Below are 15,937 nucleotides of genomic sequence, written 5' to 3'. Positions count from 1 at the left end.
CACAACAAGTATCTAATCGCCGTTCAACAGACGGAACCGCATACCGGTCGGCTATTCGCTTTCGCTAGTAACACGTTGTGACGGAAACTGCCCCAAATGGCGGCCCCTATCGCTCCCGCAAAAATAGCACCCTCTTCACTTACAATGTTTACGTTAAGACGCTTGTCCTGGTCAGACAACTCCTGAATCGCGCTGACGAAACCAATATTCTTTGCCAAGCCACCAGTTATCAGGACTTGTCCCTCGGCGTTTACCATTCGCAGTAAGTTGACAAGTCTGGCCGCCATTGAAAGATGGATCCCCTGTAAGATATTTTGGGTTGAGATCTGCCGGCTCACCATATTGATGACATCCGTTTCGGCTAATACCGCACATATTCCCGAGACAGTCTCTGGGTTATTGGCCTGCAATGAGAGCTCGCCGACGTCATCAATGGCTACGCCGAGATATCGTGCGATATTCTCGAGGAACTGTCCTGAACCGGACGCGCATTGCGATGTCATTCGGTAGGACAATACCTTTGAACGCTCATCGATCAACATGACTTTCGAGTGCAAGGCCCCACAATCCACGACCGAGCGAACTGCAGGGTTTAGAAATATCGCCCCGCGAGCGTGGGCTGTCATCGAATAGAAATGGCCTCGACGGAAATCAACCATTTCCCCTTCGCCGGTCGTTGCCACATAGGCAATGTCGTCATGTCGCAGCTTCTTTAAAGCCAACACCCGCTCATAAGACTCATTGACGACCTTTTTCAAATCCCGCTTACGAAACTTATTTAGATCGTCGAGTATCAGTTTTTCACCGCTACCGTCACTGTCGAACTGCATCACCACCGTTTTAACGGAGTCGCACCCTACATCAATCCCGACCGTGTAATACATTTCGTTCCTCCAATAACTAGGCGATCTGTTCCGCCACCGGCCTGGCAGCTCTGTTGGTCGCTTTCAGTTTGCTGATCTCAAGGTCGGCCATTACCCCCTTCGGATCACGCTTCGCAAATAATGCAGCACCGACCGCTCCGGTGAAGATGCTGTCGGAACTGATGTTGATCTTGATCTCACCATAGTTTTCATCGATCAACTTCTTTAGTGCAGCGATGGCAGCCTCATTTCTGGCAACACCGCCGGTAAACGTAAACTCCGAGCTTACCCCACCCGATCGAGCGAGCAGCGACATCGCTCTCAGAATGATCGCGCGATGAAGCCCGGCCAGAATATCTTCCTGCTTCTCGCCGTAAGCCAAGCGTTCACGTAATTCAGCTCCTGCAAATACAGTGCAGGTCGAGTTAATTTTGACAGCCTTTTTTGATGTCATCGCAAGGGGCCCGAGTTGATGGACGCCCATATTCATCTCATCGGCAATGTAGCCAAGATAGCGGCCGCAACCCGCGGCACAACGATCATTCATTTGAAAGCTTGTAACAATGCCGCTGCCATCGACTTGAATTGCCTTAGTATCCTGACCACCGATATCCAATACCGTCTTGGTATCCGGGAACATAAAATGAGCACCGAGACCATGACATAGGATCTCAGAACGGATCTGCTCCTTGGCGAAGGGCAGTGTAAGGCGTCCATAGCCTGTACCCACGGTGTTCAGGATATTAAATTCTTTTTTTGTGATATCAAGAACCGCATCGCAGATATTGCCCTTCAGATCTTTGAACATCTCCATCTCAACCACACGATCGCGGGCGAAATCGAGGTATTCCCTATAGAACAACGCGAAGCTCTTGTTCTCGACCCTGATAATCGCGGCATCAAAGACACCAACAAGACGTTCGAAGGAGAGTTGTCGTTCTTTGGTGACGAGGTCAGCCTGTTTCAAATAGAGACTAGTAGCCAGATCACGGAAAAAGTCGCTTTGAACCTCTGCACCAGGCAGAAAATCTTGATATGCCTGCAAGACTAGAAAATCGAAAATGGTTTCCTGTGCTTCGAGATATTCATCAGTATCTTCCTTGTGATGGATCCAATTCTTAACAATACTTGTGACCTCGTTGCGTAATGCTTCGAGTTGTTTCAAGTGCTGCGCCAATGCATATTGGCAGGCTAGGTTGTCCATTACGGAATCGAGTTGGGAAGCAACTCGCGGATCTCCGCCAAGTTTACGTTTCAGCAATTCAAAGCGGGCATTGATCTCTGCTTCCTCCCTAGCCACCTGACAGGCCAGCTCATAATTGCTCCGTGAGTTGGTTATGCCTCGACCAAGAATATTCTCATTCTCATCAAGAAAAACAGCCTTCGTTGTGGTTGACCCCAAGTCGATCCCGATGTAACAGCAATCCATCGCTTGCCCTCCTATACCGTCGCCCTCTTAGCTTCGATCATCTGGAAATAAGATTCCATCCGGTTCTTGATGTTGGCTGCATTAAAGTACCGCGGATCGACCAGGTCGGATTCGATAAACGCACCTGCCTTTCCCGTTCGCTGTTCAAGCTTTCTCAACATCATCAATTGGCCTGCGGAGAACGAGTTACAGCTTTTGATCGAATTGATCAGAAATCCGTCAGCGTGATACTCGTTAATGTACTTTTCGATCAGATCTACCCTGGATGGCAGGTTTCGATTCGTGTAACAGCCGAGACAATAATCTGCCAAGGTTTCCATCGGATGAGCAGCATCGTGTCGAAAACCCAGCTCATATAATCCGCCTACTTTCGAATACGTCGAGGCAACCATGACTGCTCCCTCATCCGAAAAAACCTTCCAAAATTCTCTAAAGCTGGTCCAATTCGGCGGCCCTTCAACGACGATCCTGTATCTTTGATGATTCAGTTCTCCTTCAGGCGTCGTCGGCCCGAGTTTTTTTGCAACTCGATCTTCGACCTCATTTCTCAAGGAACTGTAATAGTTCTCACACTCCGGCAATCCCCTAAAGGCACTGAAGATCGGCCCAATATAGTAAACCCCGCCGAAGTAGGCATCGATGGGCGAGGGACGGTTCTTGGCAGAATTCCAAACCCACACGAGATCGTCTTCGGCCCTGGCAGAGCTCTCCAAAAGGACCTTTAATTTCTCCTCGTCCAATTTGCGCCCAGAGACCCTTTCCAATGCAGGCACCACTTCTTCGCGCAATTGCCTGACTATGTAATCTCTCATTGTGTCGGTAATTTCGCCGTCACCCTGATAAGGCACCTGCAGCATCACGACGGGGCATTTGTACTCCTGCTTCAACAGCTCGAACCACTTCATAAAAGTGAAGCACCCGGTATAGCTCAACAGCAGCAGATCCGGTTCGGGGATCTTCTCTCCGGTTGGTCCGATATTGCCTTTCTTCATCATTCCGATATCACATTTGACATAAGTGCAAACGTCTTTTGAATGGCCTGTTTTCTCAGCTTCCTGAATATAGTCGCCACTCTTCTTTCGCATTCCCGACTGTAGGGCATTGATCTCGGGGTGGACCGGCACCATGTCGAAGGCATAGATCAGTTCGTTAAGATTTCCAGGCACGAAGGTATAGACCACCTTCTTGCCCTCCTCTTTGGCATTTGCCAGTTTTACAAAGTGCTCTCCGATCATCTTCTTCTGGAGCACCATGCTCTGTTCCTTTTGAACTTCCCGGCGTTCAGTTGCTGTCGTTTCCATTATTCGCCTCCCCAGAGCTTTATCGAGTCGGCAAAGGTGCCGGTCTGCTCTTTGATTACCTGAATTTGTCCGGTATTCTCCGCATACTTAAAGGCAGTGTACGGAATATTCTCTCGGCCTAATACACTTTGAAGCATTGGTCTCTCCAATAGCGCGGGATCGCAGAAGCTGGGAGCGGCAAAAACAACCCCCTCGGCTTCTCGGTCGCGAACCATATCGGCGAGATACTTTCCTTTATCCTCACTATCATCGTAACGGGAAGCGGTAGAAACCGTATTACTCAAGTAGCTATCAACGATGGCCCGCAACGGCTCATCGGTTTCCGGAATATCACATGTCTGATAGCGATTGCATAACATCCAGTCATCATCGACGATGTAGCAGCCGCTATTCTCCAAAGCCCTTACAAGCGACAAAGGCGGCTGTTCGCAGAATGCCCCCGTCACGACCACCCTGACGTTATCAAGGTGCGGACGGTCACAATCTCTCACGGCGCTGATATACTCCCTCAGGAGTTTTGTATGTTCGGTAACTTCAAGGATGTTTCCGGCCCTGGCCAGCAAATAGACCTCGACAGTCAAAGCCCGATGCGGCATTTCTGAACGAAGGTCATAGAGTTCCCGGATCGCACGACGATTCTCGTTATAAATGCGGATCGACCTATTAAGATCGTCCGAAGTAATCGATTTACCGGAAATCTCCTCAAAGTCCTGCGATATCTGTCCGATCTCGCTCAGGTAGTAGTCTCTTCCCGCTCTTGCAAAATTCTGTGGAAAATCCAGATACTTGACATACTTGTCAGGAAACTCCATCTTCCACATACCGCTCAGATTCCGGATAACGTCACAAATTGCCGGAAATAACACGCCATCGAGACAATCGAGTTTGCCTGTAACGCCAAGTTCGATCACGGAACGTGGTAGATGACAAATGTACGACTGGAAGTATGCATCGCCCCGAATAATTTCGAGATTGTCTCCGCCACCCATAATACCCACCGGCAGCATGCCGTAAGCATGGACCAATTCCCTGGGCACATAAACCGGCAGATAGCCAATCGCCTTTGAACCATGCCTCGCCTTCCAATCCTTGACATAATTCAGATCGAGATCGTGATAGAGGGTTTCACATTGATTGATGATCTCGTCAACTCGCATCTGAGTGTTCTCCTGTCCCTTTCTGAGCGTTTGCGACTTGGCCGTGCGGGCCGTTTCCGGCACACCCTTTTGTAAAGGTGGTGTAAATATCGGTGGCAAGTTCGTTGGCCGGGCCATGCTCGTTCTTCGAATACCAGCCGTAGATCCAGTTCATCATTCCAAATAGCAGATAAGTCTTCCGGCTGATCTCGGACGCCGTAAACCTTCGTTCTGACGCTCTTTCCAGATACCCCGCAACCACCTGAGTAACGATCGATGCATAGTCATCCTTGAGTTTGCCAATGATCCTACCGCGTTTTCTATCAATATCCTGGGTACCGAACATCATCACCCGCATTTCATTCAGATGGTTACTGAAAAACTCTATATGGTTGCGGATAATCGCTTCGAGCTTCTCCCCCGGAAGAGTGTCCTGTTGCGATATGCTTCGCGCCCTCTGTAAAAGAGCCGTAAATCCACGTTCGTTTATTTTGAACAACAGATCATCTTTACTCTCTAGGTAGTGGTATAGGCCCGACAAACTGTGTCCTGTGGTTCCCGCTAGATCACGCATGCTGGTCCCGTGATACCCTTGTTTTGCCATGAGCTCTGCGGATCTTTTCAGGATCTCATCCAAATTGTTGTTTCCATTCCGATTAACAGACACCTTCTTCGCCGTCAACCGCTGATCCCGTGCTCTCTTCAACACCCGAAATTCTCTCCTTTAATCACTTAATCAATTACCCGTCCAAACGGGGCTGCGTTTTTCGAGAAATGAATGAATCCCCTCATTCGCATCGTGGGTCTTCATTAGTTCATTCAGATACAGCTTCTCCATGTCCTTTATCAGTCCCCGATAGTGGCGTACGAGTGACAACCTCGCTGCTTGATGAGCAAAACGCAAACTTGATGAACTCTTGGGTACGATCTCTTCTTTGATAAATGCGTCAACCGCTGCCTGAATGTCGCCTTTGTCGGCAACGAGTGCTGCAAGTCCTGCCTCTCTCAGCCCAACGGCGTCGAGCATAGTACCGGTGATTATCATTCGCACGGTGACCGCACTCTTGGCCAAATATGGCAACAATACAGCGGCAACCGGAGGAAAGACTCCAAGACGAATCTCAGGTACCGAAAACTTCGCAGTCTCATCTGCAACAATGAAACTGCAGGCCAGTGCCAGTTCAAAACCACCGCCCAAACAATAGCCGGTAACCTGGGCCAGGGTCGGCACGGGATACCCAAGGATCTCCCCGATCGTATTGTGAAACTTCGGCAGCATCGCTGTTACCTGATCAGCTGTATGCTCTTCGACAGAAGCACCAAAGCAGAAATCTTTGCCATCTCCCTTGAAAACAATTAGTTTGAGCTTGTCATTGTGTCGTTGCTGGCGCATGAAGCGCGATATCTCACCCATCATACGGGCGGAAAGAATATTCGCGGGCGGCATATTGAGTGCCAACTCAATCACCTGACCGTCATAGTTCTCATTGATTCTTATGGTCTCGAAGCTCAAAGTTAAGTCCTACCTATCATGTTGGTCAGACTGGCATGATCTCGTTGATCAGTGCATCATCCCACGGCGTGGCATTCGCCAACGCCCGGCGTAATTTCAGGAAATCAACTTCCCGATTGTTCTTTGGCCCTTCGTTGAAGGCTCTAAATCCGGCTCTGGCCTCCGTCATCATGTTCAAAGCGAGCCATGAGCGATTCGTCTCGCTGTTCCGTTGCCAATGCTCGAGCTTTTTCTTTCGTAAAGACTCTAATGTCTTGGTCAAACAATCTGGCATTGTCAGCGATAATCGGTGCGCAAACCTTTCGGTTTCCTGATCCAACAATGTCAGGTCGATCTCACATTCAGATGCGATCTTCTTGGCCGCTTGCCCTTCCTCTCCGACCTTAAATGCCCCGTACGAGGGGTTGCCCCATGTGTCATACGCTTCGGTGCACACGAGCGGGTTTGAGATAAACTTGCCGTTGCGATCTTTCATAACCGGAACGATCTTGTTGACAAGGCCCAACCGAACCGCAGCATGAGCCGACCACAGTTCACATAACGAGCACGACTCGATCGCATTGTTGATGCCAACAAACAGGTGCAGAAAGTCCGTCGAACCACCGTCTGGTGCCGAACCATGCTTGGGGCCGGCTTGTCCAAAGCGGGCCGTATCTGCGGCGATCGAATAGTCGCATGCCATCCCTATCTCCTGCCCGCCGCCAACCCTTAGACCGTTGACTCGGTTGATTACCGGTTTGTCGCACAGTAGGATACCTGTGACCATGTCATTAAAGAGCCGCATGTACTGCTTGTATTCCTGAGGATTACCGGAATAATACTCTGCATACTCCTTTGTGTTACCGCCGGTGCAGAATGCTCTTTCACCGACCGCGGTAAAGACAACGGCGACCACGCTTCGGTCGCATGATGCTTCTCGAAAGGCGAGGATCACTTCCTTTATCGCCAAAGTGGTATAAGAGTTGAGTTGAGACGGATTGTTCAGAATGATCCAGAAATTATATAGACCATTGACGAGCTCACCGCTGTCATCCAGCAATGGTCGCTTCTCCACATTGATGCTTTGGTATTCGTAGCCATCCAAAATGTGATGATTCTTCATTGATATTCCTTTCAAACAAGTTGTTTCACGGTGAGCGTAGTCTTCATCGCCAGATTCAAATTGCTGATTTCACTCCTAATGCCGCTGTGGATCAGGAACCAAGATAGCTCGCTTCGTAAGTCGGTGTTCCAATGCCTCCGTAACCACACGATTGATATCCGATAGTGGAAACTGCTGAACGTTGTTTACCACGTTGATCTTTCGAGCGAGAACGTCGTTAATTACATCTGCATAATAGACAGGTCGACACCCCCAGTTTCCGAAGACGTCAGCATCAAACGCCATAATATTGCTCAGCCGGAGATTCACCTTTTCCATCGTAAATCCAACGATGCCGAGCGTTCCCGCGTAACTCAATAGCGAAAATGCGGTGATTTGACCTGCTGCGAACCCGCTAGTCTCGAAAATCCTCCATTGATTCTTCGGAAGATCGTTCTCCTTGACCAGATCCCGTATTTGCGTCTTGATATCACGCTCATCCATGTTCAGTGTACAAATACCAAAATCGGATCCGTGTTCTAATGCACTACCCACCTTCACTGCATCAATATCCAGCGAGATGACCTTAGCCCCGGCATTTCTCGCGTGCTGCACCAAGTAGAGCCCGATGCCGCCAACCCCTATGACAATTGCCAGATCTCCCTTCTTTAATCCACTGCGGATTAATGACTGATACGGTGTTGTGATCGCGTCGGCAATGACTGAAAGCTGAGCCAGATCAAGATCGCCCAAGTCATCTGGAAGTTGTGCGAGGAATTGTCCGGGAACTGAGACGTGACTGGCAAACCCGCCGTGAAAGTCATTACCCGGCATAAGTTGCCGTTGGCAAATGTTGTCGCGCCCGGCCTTGCAAAGCTCACATTGGCCACAAGGCAGTACCGCGGGAACTATGACATTCTTCTCCAAAAGCGATGCATATTGCTCGCCGGCAGCGATGACTTTACCGCTGATCTCATGGCCAACTACCAACGGAAGTTCGTGCTTTGTCTTGACCGCTCCAGTGATGAATCCGATGTCAGTATGACAGAGGCCGCAGCCCGCAACCTTTACAACCACATGATCCGGCGCGACAGAATCAATAGCGAACTCGCGCCTCTCCAATGGCTGACCGGCTGCAACAAGATATTCGCCGTAGGCTCTGATTGGGTGCATCGCGTTTCTCCCGTTCGGGATGGGCAAGAACAACAATACCCGAACGAACGTTCGTACTACAATACTCTAAAGATAACTCAATATCAACTTAGGTGGTGAGCGTAACGGGTCCGCCTCGCGCGTTTCCATACACCTCCTTGGAGCAACCAGAAACCGAACCACTATTGCTTCTCCGCAGGTACTGGGCAGATTAGGTCTGCAGGCGTTTATTGAACCGACTTAGGTGAGATAGACAGAACGGGCATCTCACAATGCGCGTGAAATGCCCGTATTTATTGGCTCCGCAGGTAAGACTCGAACTTACAACCCTTCGGTTAACAGCCAGATTCACTTTGTAACGTATGATATCACCAGATATCATTCAACGCATGAAAAGGTTACATAACCCCTTTATTTTGGGGCATTATTGATTCTGTTGTCACTCATCCGATATCATAGAATAGCACGAAATATCATGCGGATACTAGATAAATATTTAGATAACTGCTAGATATAGGAGTGTGACAACGCAACAGAAAAAACGAAAACGATCGGCTCCAAAATATTGGATTCAGATAAAGGGCCGCTTATACGCCAGATTCCAGTATAAGAATGAGCGGGGCAAATATCAGGTCAAGTACAAACCAATCTCTGATAAACGAACAGCACGAAGTGTTGTCGAGGGTATGAGGCGGGAACTGCTTGTACACGGGGAAGAGTTATTCAATAGCGAAAAACTCACTATCGAACAGTTGATGGACATGTATGAAAAGAGCGAGCTCACAGAAGCAACCTTTCAATCTGGAGTAAAAGTTAAAGGGAGAAGATCGATTCCTCCGGTTCTTTCAGCGACCAAACCCTTACGTCAATATTTTGGTAATAAACGGATTCGTTTGATCAAACCCAGCGATATAAAGAACTATAAAGACAGTCGCCTAAACACACCGGTCGAGATAGAGGTAAATCAAAAAATAAAGGTTATCGATAAGAAAACTGGCAGGCCAAAGACAGAGATTAGAAAAGTGATCCGCACGCGTCAACGAAGGATCGCGACGGTCAATCGCGAACTTGAACTACTTAGAACAATTCTTAACTTCGCGATTCAGAATGAGTGGTTGATCAAAAATCCTTTCGTATTGGCAAAGGGAGTAATTTCCAAGGCAGCCGAAGCTCAGCGCGATCGTATCCTTTCGTTTGAGGAGGAACAAAGACTTTTGGAGGTTTGTGTTGGCAGAAAAGCTCATTTACGGTCACTTTTAATCTGTGCCCTGGATACGGCGATGCGGCGAGGAGAGATATTAAAGATGCGTTGGCAAGATATTGATTTTGCAAAAAGGGAAATATATATACCGCAAACAAATACGAAAACGGAGGTTGCAAGAGTGGTTGGAATCACCGTGCGGCTGAGAAAAGAATTAGAAATTTTATGGGGCGCCTCCTCAAAGGATCCAACTACTACTGTCTTTGGAATTGTCAATACCGTGAAAAATGCATTTAAGTCCGCATGTGAAGAGGCATCTATTGAAGACTTTAGGTTTCATGATTGCAGACATACTGCGACGACAAGAATGATCGCGTCCGGTACTCCACATACCGAGGTAATGAAGGTCACTGGACATTCTCAATTAAAAACTTTTTTACGCTACCTAAACATTACGCCGGAAACAACTAACAAAGTTGCTTCAAATCTCGATGGCTATCTTGCGAAGAATCAACCTACTGGTGATTCGATATCTGAAGCGATAAATTGAGAGGCATGGGCATGTAATTTCCGAGTTTGAGTCCATGCTTTAGCCCGCAAAAAAAGGCCTCGTCACTCGACAAGGCCTTACTTTATCCAACCGCCCTTCAAATCTCCTATTCTCTGCCGTGAAACCAACGTCGGATACGCTGCCAAAATGGCTCTCTATCGAAATTATCCTGCGTCTCACTACGGTCAATTCGGTACGTTGAGTAAAATTCATCTTTCATACCACGATCCTTTTCGCGACCAGCAGCGATTTCTTCCTTCGACCACTTCGGAGCCCAGACGATACTATTCTTCCTGATCCAATAATGTGATTGACAATCATAACTCCAATTGCCAATCGAAGGGTTTAGCGAAACTGTTTCACCGTCGAAAATCAATTTCCAATCCGTCGGTGACAGCGGTGTAACCACTTCTTCAGCGCATCCACACGCACACAGGTGAACTGCGGTCGCGAACTCCACCGAAATGTAAAGTGTGTTTCCTTCCAGTCGTGCAGGAATATTCCTAACGAATGCGTATTCAAGAGTCTTCATTTATCAACTCGTTTGTATTTATTGCGTAGATGCTGTTGTGCTCCTCGCCCAGGTCCTGAAAGAACTTCGCCATCTTCTTCCACTTGATCACCGCTAATACGGCGGCCATTGCATTAAGCTCTGCAATCTGGATATTCGTTTGGTACAGATCGACAGGATCGGCATCGGACACGTCGATGCGGTTCTTTACATGACCACGGTGATTCGCAGTGCTGCACGTGACGCGTATCTGGCCAATAAGTTCGTCGGTCGTGACATCTAGACCGATCCCCGTGTCGATAAACGCAACATTGCTCTGCTCCAGCTTATTGATGATTGTAGCCTTGTGGGTTCCACCGTCCATTGCAAGAAATACGAAGTTCATCTCTTCCAACTCATCGACATTCGCGGCGGTAACGTGGACAGGATGGGCGATAATCCGCTTATGCATCTTGCCGTAAAGCTCGGCAAAGTAATTAACCTTTTGCTGCGGTCGATCCAGATCTTCGGCTGAAGGTGCTCCAGGTGACCTAAAGGCATTATGCTGACAGAATAAATCACCATCGAACAAGTGAATTTCTGCTACTGGGGTTTTCGCGATTAAATCGAGCAAATACGAACCAGTTCCACCGAGACCTACGATAGCCAGCTTATGTGGTTTTAGCTTCTGCGAAATCTCGTATATGTGGGCACGGCTCGAATTTGAGTCAGGATAGTGAAAAACGGAGCTGTTGTCGTCATCGCTCTCCACGACGCGAAATGATTTTGGCGTTACACGGGGATCGATCGATGCCGCGGGGGCTGAGATGATCTCTGCATAGGTATTCATCTTCTCGAAGTAGTTGGGATAGCCACCCTCGGGCTTGTTCGAAAATGAATGCCCAACAAGCAGTCCGTCGGCGAGCGTTTGTTCGCCACTTGAATGCTTTATCGCAAGTATCTCGGAACCGTCGTTATTACAAGGATGTTCGCCAATCCAGAATGCTACATGATTGTCGACAGGATTTACGGCGGCTCCCGCAGCCACCGTGAGGTGGCTGACGAGAGTTCCGTATTTGACTTCTTTCTGAGCGTTAACGTACGGGATGGTGTTTACAATGAGAAACGCATCCAGAATTCGCACGACATAACCCTCATCACGAAGACGCTTGAGGTCGGGACTATGATTTATCAGTTTTTGTGACATTAAACACCATCCCGTCCCTGACCTTTACTACATTACCTTTCACCATCGAACCCTTTGGGTTTTCCGCGGGGCCTTTGCTATAGGTGACGGTGTAAATCGTGGTGTCGCTATTAACGATGGTGCCAAACGCGAGTTTGACAACCTGTTCGAACGAGATTTTCCTCTCGCCCCATATGACCTCGCGACCATTTACGATGATCGCAAGTTCGTCTTTGCGGCTCGCCGCCGCTGCTGTATTTTGAGTTTCCATAAATAAATAATTTTCCTCTTTAAATTAAATTGAACGTGATATACCCTGTCCCTGTTACTTCCCTCAAGTTTTGACTGAATTTGGAGCGTGGAAAGTGAATATTTCTCGTCCTATATCGATAAGCGACTGAACCCCACAAAAATTACGAAAAAAAATGTTTCTCCTTCGTAATTTTTTGCGACCTAGTTCGCATAAGTAGTAACGAATCGAAAAAATGGCCAATTCGCCACCTTCAATTAACTGGCAACGTGTCATAGGCAAACTCACCTATTCTGCGATGCGGTGGATGGTCAATAAGCGAGGTGTGGATCGAAACGACCCTATTATTCGGGGCATAAGTCCCGGAGACCTTGCGCAGGAAGCCGTTGTCGAGGTAATTGAAAAGTATGCAGAACTTTCAAAAACCGGTACCGAGGAAGAATTTCTGAAAATGGCTCACAGGATCATGTGGCACGATTTTCTTGATCTTGTAAAGACGAAAGAGTATCGGGCTCGCGAACGCCTTGATGAACAAGAGAGCGAAAGAGAAGAAGAGTTTGGCGAAGCTGAGAAGCAGCTCCAAGAACTTGAAGATGCCGACGTCATAAAAGAGTTTTACGCGATTGCAGGCGACGACCAGGAGCTAAAGGATTATATCGATGCAGTAGTCGAACTCGGTTTATATAAACGGGAAGCAATTGCGGATATTCTCGGGGTCTCCGCGCAAGAAGTAACCAACCGGCAACGGCGGTTGAACTATAAGTATCTAAAGAAAGAGAAAAAAAGGAGAGAATGATAATTCATTGAAGACATGAGTGATTCAAAAATAACATTAAGTGATTTGGATCCACCTGCTGACCCACGAATCGAGGCCCTGCTCGGCCATGATCTTGAAGTTGACGATGAAGTGGTTGAAGAGATTCTTCATTCGCGCGGCATAGACACAGAGAATGTGGTCGCTGAGTTGAAAGAGACACTTCTAAAACGCATTAAGGTATATACAGAAGCTGGTGGCCATGAGGAAGAACTGAAGAATCTTCATTTTTTTGCTCGTGACATGACCAAATATCAAAAGGCGAGAGCACCGGAATCAGTTGAACCAAAGACGTGGATAAAGAGTCTGCTTGAAAACACTAACAAAGGTCAATTCCCCGGTCAGCTCGCGAGGGCATATCGAGGACGGAAAGATGATGACCCCACAGGCGACGAACGCAAATTGATCGACGAAATGGAAGCAGAAGTGAATGATGACGAATGATAGAACCACCGCAGCCTGAGGACTACGCCCGTCAACTCCTACGAGCGCTTGAACGTGATCGGCTCGATCAACTCGAGGCTTGCCTGCGACCGCTGCGACTTACCCTTAGAGAAAGTAAAATGACATCGTTCGAAGGGCTGCTGATTTGTCGTAAGGATCGCTCGAAAGGCGCAATTGCGGTGAGTACGGCGATTCAGGAGGAAGGGCGAAGGCTATTCACGGTGTGTCACGAAGTAGGGCATTACGTTCTTCCAGGGCACGGTGCGTCTGAATGCCGCTCAAATGAAATTGAATCTTGGGGTGGACGATCCTCACAAAAAGAAATTGATGCAAATCGGTTCGCCTCTGAATTGCTTCTTCCCACGCGCATCCTCTATCCGATTGTTGTCAAGAAGAAAGCAACCATCGCTCTAGCGAAGTCGGTCAGCAAGGATTTCAACACATCACTTACAGCCGCAGCCTACAAAATCGTATGTTTGACGGAAGAAGCGTGTGTTCTGGTGTGGAGCGCTGATTGTAGGGTCACATGGTTTAAGAGGAACGACAACTTCTGGGGGTTTCTGGAGTCGGGAGCTCTGGACGAGCAGTCACTCGCGTTTAAACTGATGAAATCCGGCGAGCGAGAAGCGGAAGGCAGGGTGTTTGCTGAGTGCTGGCTTCAGGGCGATGGGCTTTCAGGAAAGAATAAGCTCTGGGAGGATTCAATTTTTCTGCCCAGCTACAACGCGGTATTGACAATTCTTACAGCTGACAACTAGAAAGCCAATACGACATGTTTGATGCTCAACGACAAGACATACTTTCGTCTCTTGAAAAAGGCGTACGAGCAATTACAAATCAGCAGTCTTTGGCAGGCCAAGTTTATTTTTTCTGGACTGACTGTGAATGGTATGAACGGTCTTCCTCGCTATTTGACTCCGGCGGCAAGAAGTTTGTTGATCTCGGTTGTCAGTTTTGCCCGGTCGAGTTTTGTTTCGTCTGAAATGCCAAGTTGTTCCTGCCAATAGACCGGTTTTGGCGGCGTGTCGTTCCATTCGGCGTCTTTGTCGTAGAGCAGATAAACGTCCCAAGCGTCGCCGTCGATGCCCAGAACGGGGGCGTAACCTGTTGGAAGCACGTTGCCGCCGTCCCAATAATGCGCGACGCGCGATTCGGAGAGATTCTTTGTCGCACGGCCGACGGTTAGCTGTGCGTCGCTCGGAAGGATCGGCACCCAAACCGAATAAACTTTTACGTCCTGCCCTTGTGTGTTCGCCAAGACCTGGCGAATTTCGGATGCACCGAATAAACAGTGCCCTCAGGTAGGCGAGAGCAAGGTGACGAGCCGCACCTTGCCCTTATCGCGGTTAAAGTCACGCTTTACGTCGGCGATGTTGGTGGAGTATTCGTGACCGCCGGTGAACTGATAAGCAACGAGTCCGGCGAAACCGATAAGCACGGCAGCAACGACAATAAGTTTGATCTTGGTTCGCTTTGTCATGGATTCACCTCAGCAACAACTTGCTCCGCTCGTCTTTGGCGGACACGCGACCGAACCGTAGGAACAAAAAACGCAACAATCACCTGAAAGCGGCTTGAGCATTTCTTTGCAGTCTTCGCATTCCCAAAAGAACACGCAAGCGTCAGTCGGCATTTCCTCGGTTTTCTGAAAGCCGCACTTTGGACATGTAAGAGTTGATTCGTTAGTTTTGTTCATTGACTTTGCAAGCGTCGGCACAGCGTTTGGCCTCGATGGAATTCCATATAGCGACAATCAGAAGGCCCGCGAGTCCGGAGTAAAGAATCTTGACGTTCATGTTGGTGTTCAGAGCGTAGAGCACCGCAGCGGTTGATAAAACACCTAGAATGAGGGGCAGAACTTTCTTATGCCCGCGGTATGCGATGACCGTTCCGGCGAGCGCGACAACAACAAGGACTTGCATCGCGTAAAGAATATATTTCTCGTATGGTGCAAGAAATGTCAGCCCGAGGATCGACCCGATAAGGCTCAGGAACGGAAAGCAACACGGAACCGCAGCGCCCGCGACCACCGCGCCAATTGAACCGACCTTGTCAAGAATATTTGTTGCCATAAATTAGTTTCGTTCCGCGTGCGCGATCTCAATCACGACCGGACAATCAACGGAATCGGGATGCTTTTTCAGTTCCTCTTCACATTCGGCGACGTAATGTTGCAGCTTATCTCTAAATTCGCGCATTGCCTTCATTCGAGCGTCGAGTTCCTTGAGTTTTGCATCGAGTAAGTCGTGAACACGCAAACAATCGCTCATGCCGTTTGTCGTCAAAAGCGTGCCGATCTCGTCAAGCGTAAAACCCAGATCCTGCGCCTGCTTGATAAAAAGAACACGGTCAACGGTGTCCGGTGTGAAAATTCGATAACCGTTCGCCGTTCGAGGAGCGAGGGGCAATAGCTCGCGACGTTCGTAATAACGCACCGTGTCAATACTGACACCAGAACGCATTGCAACCTCACCAATGCGAAACTCACCTTGCATAAAGGAGTATTCTACACCCTTGACCTGAGTCC

The 15,937-nt window shown here is 48.5% G+C and carries 19 protein-coding genes; 4 read left to right on the top strand and 15 right to left on the bottom strand.

Annotation, left to right across the window (positions count from 1 at the left end):
• Positions 1-23: 23 nt before the first annotated feature.
• The 8 genes from bcrD to had form a co-directional block, all read right to left on the bottom strand.
• Positions 24-884: a benzoyl-CoA reductase subunit D gene (gene bcrD / locus IPM59_03870; GenBank protein MBK9214724.1), complete on the bottom strand. Its 861-nt coding sequence runs from the start codon at positions 882-884 to the stop codon at positions 24-26.
• Positions 885-900: 16 nt separating this feature from the next.
• Complete coding sequence (locus IPM59_03865) at positions 901-2,292, bottom strand: benzoyl-CoA reductase subunit A (GenBank protein ID MBK9214723.1); 1,392 nt, start codon at positions 2,290-2,292, stop codon at positions 901-903.
• An 11-nt stretch (positions 2,293-2,303) separates the two neighbouring features.
• On the bottom strand, positions 2,304-3,593 hold the full coding sequence (gene bcrB / locus IPM59_03860; protein MBK9214722.1) for a benzoyl-CoA reductase subunit B: 1,290 nt from the start codon (positions 3,591-3,593) through the stop codon (positions 2,304-2,306).
• Positions 3,593-4,750 (bottom strand): benzoyl-CoA reductase subunit C, encoded by a 1,158-nt coding sequence (bcrC, locus tag IPM59_03855; GenBank protein ID MBK9214721.1) that lies wholly within the window; start codon positions 4,748-4,750, stop codon positions 3,593-3,595. Before bcrC ends, bcrB begins: the two co-directional genes overlap by 1 nt.
• A complete protein-coding gene (locus tag IPM59_03850; GenBank protein ID MBK9214720.1) occupies positions 4,740-5,366 on the bottom strand; it encodes a TetR family transcriptional regulator in 627 nt (208 codons plus the stop codon). The genes bcrC and IPM59_03850 overlap by 11 nt, the downstream gene beginning before the upstream one ends.
• Before the next feature lie 99 nt (positions 5,367-5,465).
• Positions 5,466-6,242 (bottom strand): enoyl-CoA hydratase/isomerase family protein, encoded by a 777-nt coding sequence (locus IPM59_03845; GenBank protein ID MBK9214719.1) that lies wholly within the window; start codon positions 6,240-6,242, stop codon positions 5,466-5,468.
• 25 nt (positions 6,243-6,267) lie between these two features.
• Positions 6,268-7,344 (bottom strand): 6-oxocyclohex-1-ene-1-carbonyl-CoA hydratase, encoded by a 1,077-nt coding sequence (gene oah / locus IPM59_03840; protein ID MBK9214718.1) that lies wholly within the window; start codon positions 7,342-7,344, stop codon positions 6,268-6,270.
• 75 nt (positions 7,345-7,419) lie between these two features.
• Complete coding sequence (had, locus tag IPM59_03835) at positions 7,420-8,445, bottom strand: 6-hydroxycyclohex-1-ene-1-carbonyl-CoA dehydrogenase (GenBank protein MBK9214717.1); 1,026 nt, start codon at positions 8,443-8,445, stop codon at positions 7,420-7,422.
• Positions 8,446-8,996: 551 nt separating this feature from the next.
• Here had and IPM59_03830 point away from each other — a divergent pair.
• On the top strand, positions 8,997-10,226 hold the full coding sequence (locus tag IPM59_03830) for a site-specific integrase (GenBank protein MBK9214716.1): 1,230 nt from the start codon (positions 8,997-8,999) through the stop codon (positions 10,224-10,226).
• A 106-nt stretch (positions 10,227-10,332) separates the two neighbouring features.
• On the opposite strand, the gene IPM59_03825 is transcribed toward IPM59_03830, so the two are convergent.
• From IPM59_03825 to IPM59_03815, 3 genes are read right to left on the bottom strand one after another with little or no spacing between them, the layout of a single operon-like run.
• On the bottom strand, positions 10,333-10,758 hold the full coding sequence (locus tag IPM59_03825; protein ID MBK9214715.1) for a hypothetical protein: 426 nt from the start codon (positions 10,756-10,758) through the stop codon (positions 10,333-10,335).
• Entirely contained in the window at positions 10,745-11,923 is a 1,179-nt protein-coding gene (locus IPM59_03820; protein MBK9214714.1) for a ThiF family adenylyltransferase, read from the bottom strand. Before IPM59_03820 ends, IPM59_03825 begins: the two co-directional genes overlap by 14 nt.
• Positions 11,898-12,173 carry a multiubiquitin domain-containing protein gene (locus IPM59_03815; GenBank protein ID MBK9214713.1) on the bottom strand — a complete coding sequence of 92 codons (276 nt, stop codon included), beginning with the start codon at positions 12,171-12,173 and terminating at the stop codon, positions 11,898-11,900. Before IPM59_03815 ends, IPM59_03820 begins: the two co-directional genes overlap by 26 nt.
• A 214-nt stretch (positions 12,174-12,387) precedes the next feature.
• Between IPM59_03815 and IPM59_03810 the strand changes: the two genes are divergently transcribed.
• The 3 genes from IPM59_03810 to IPM59_03800 all read left to right on the top strand — a co-directional run bounded on the left by IPM59_03810 (position 12,388) and on the right by IPM59_03800 (position 14,168).
• Positions 12,388-12,948: a hypothetical protein gene (locus IPM59_03810; protein MBK9214712.1), complete on the top strand. Its 561-nt coding sequence runs from the start codon at positions 12,388-12,390 to the stop codon at positions 12,946-12,948.
• 15 nt (positions 12,949-12,963) lie between these two features.
• Positions 12,964-13,410 carry a hypothetical protein gene (locus IPM59_03805; GenBank protein MBK9214711.1) on the top strand — a complete coding sequence of 149 codons (447 nt, stop codon included), beginning with the start codon at positions 12,964-12,966 and terminating at the stop codon, positions 13,408-13,410.
• A 119-nt stretch (positions 13,411-13,529) separates the two neighbouring features.
• Positions 13,530-14,168, top strand: a complete 639-nt coding sequence (locus IPM59_03800; GenBank protein ID MBK9214710.1) for an ImmA/IrrE family metallo-endopeptidase — start codon at positions 13,530-13,532, stop codon at positions 14,166-14,168.
• 149 nt (positions 14,169-14,317) lie between these two features.
• Here the strand turns inward: IPM59_03800 and IPM59_03795 are convergent, their stop codons facing one another.
• From IPM59_03795 to IPM59_03780, 4 genes are all read right to left on the bottom strand, one after another.
• Positions 14,318-14,668, bottom strand: a complete 351-nt coding sequence (locus IPM59_03795) for a hypothetical protein (protein ID MBK9214709.1) — start codon at positions 14,666-14,668, stop codon at positions 14,318-14,320.
• A 39-nt stretch (positions 14,669-14,707) separates the two neighbouring features.
• A complete protein-coding gene (locus IPM59_03790; protein ID MBK9214708.1) occupies positions 14,708-14,890 on the bottom strand; it encodes a hypothetical protein in 183 nt (60 codons plus the stop codon).
• Between the two features lie 202 nt (positions 14,891-15,092).
• Positions 15,093-15,482, bottom strand: a complete 390-nt coding sequence (locus IPM59_03785) for a MerC family mercury resistance protein (protein MBK9214707.1) — start codon at positions 15,480-15,482, stop codon at positions 15,093-15,095.
• Between the two features lie 3 nt (positions 15,483-15,485).
• The gene (locus tag IPM59_03780) at positions 15,486-15,905 is read right to left on the bottom strand and encodes a heavy metal-responsive transcriptional regulator (GenBank protein MBK9214706.1); all 420 of its coding nucleotides are present in this window, start codon (positions 15,903-15,905) and stop codon (positions 15,486-15,488) included.
• Positions 15,906-15,937 lie beyond the last annotated feature (32 nt).

The sequence above is a fragment of the Chloracidobacterium sp. genome, assembly GCA_016715795.1.
Classification (GTDB): Bacteria; Acidobacteriota; Blastocatellia; order Pyrinomonadales; family Pyrinomonadaceae; genus OLB17.
Note: the sequence above shows the minus strand (reverse complement) of the source record. Positions and strands in the feature narration are given on the sequence as shown.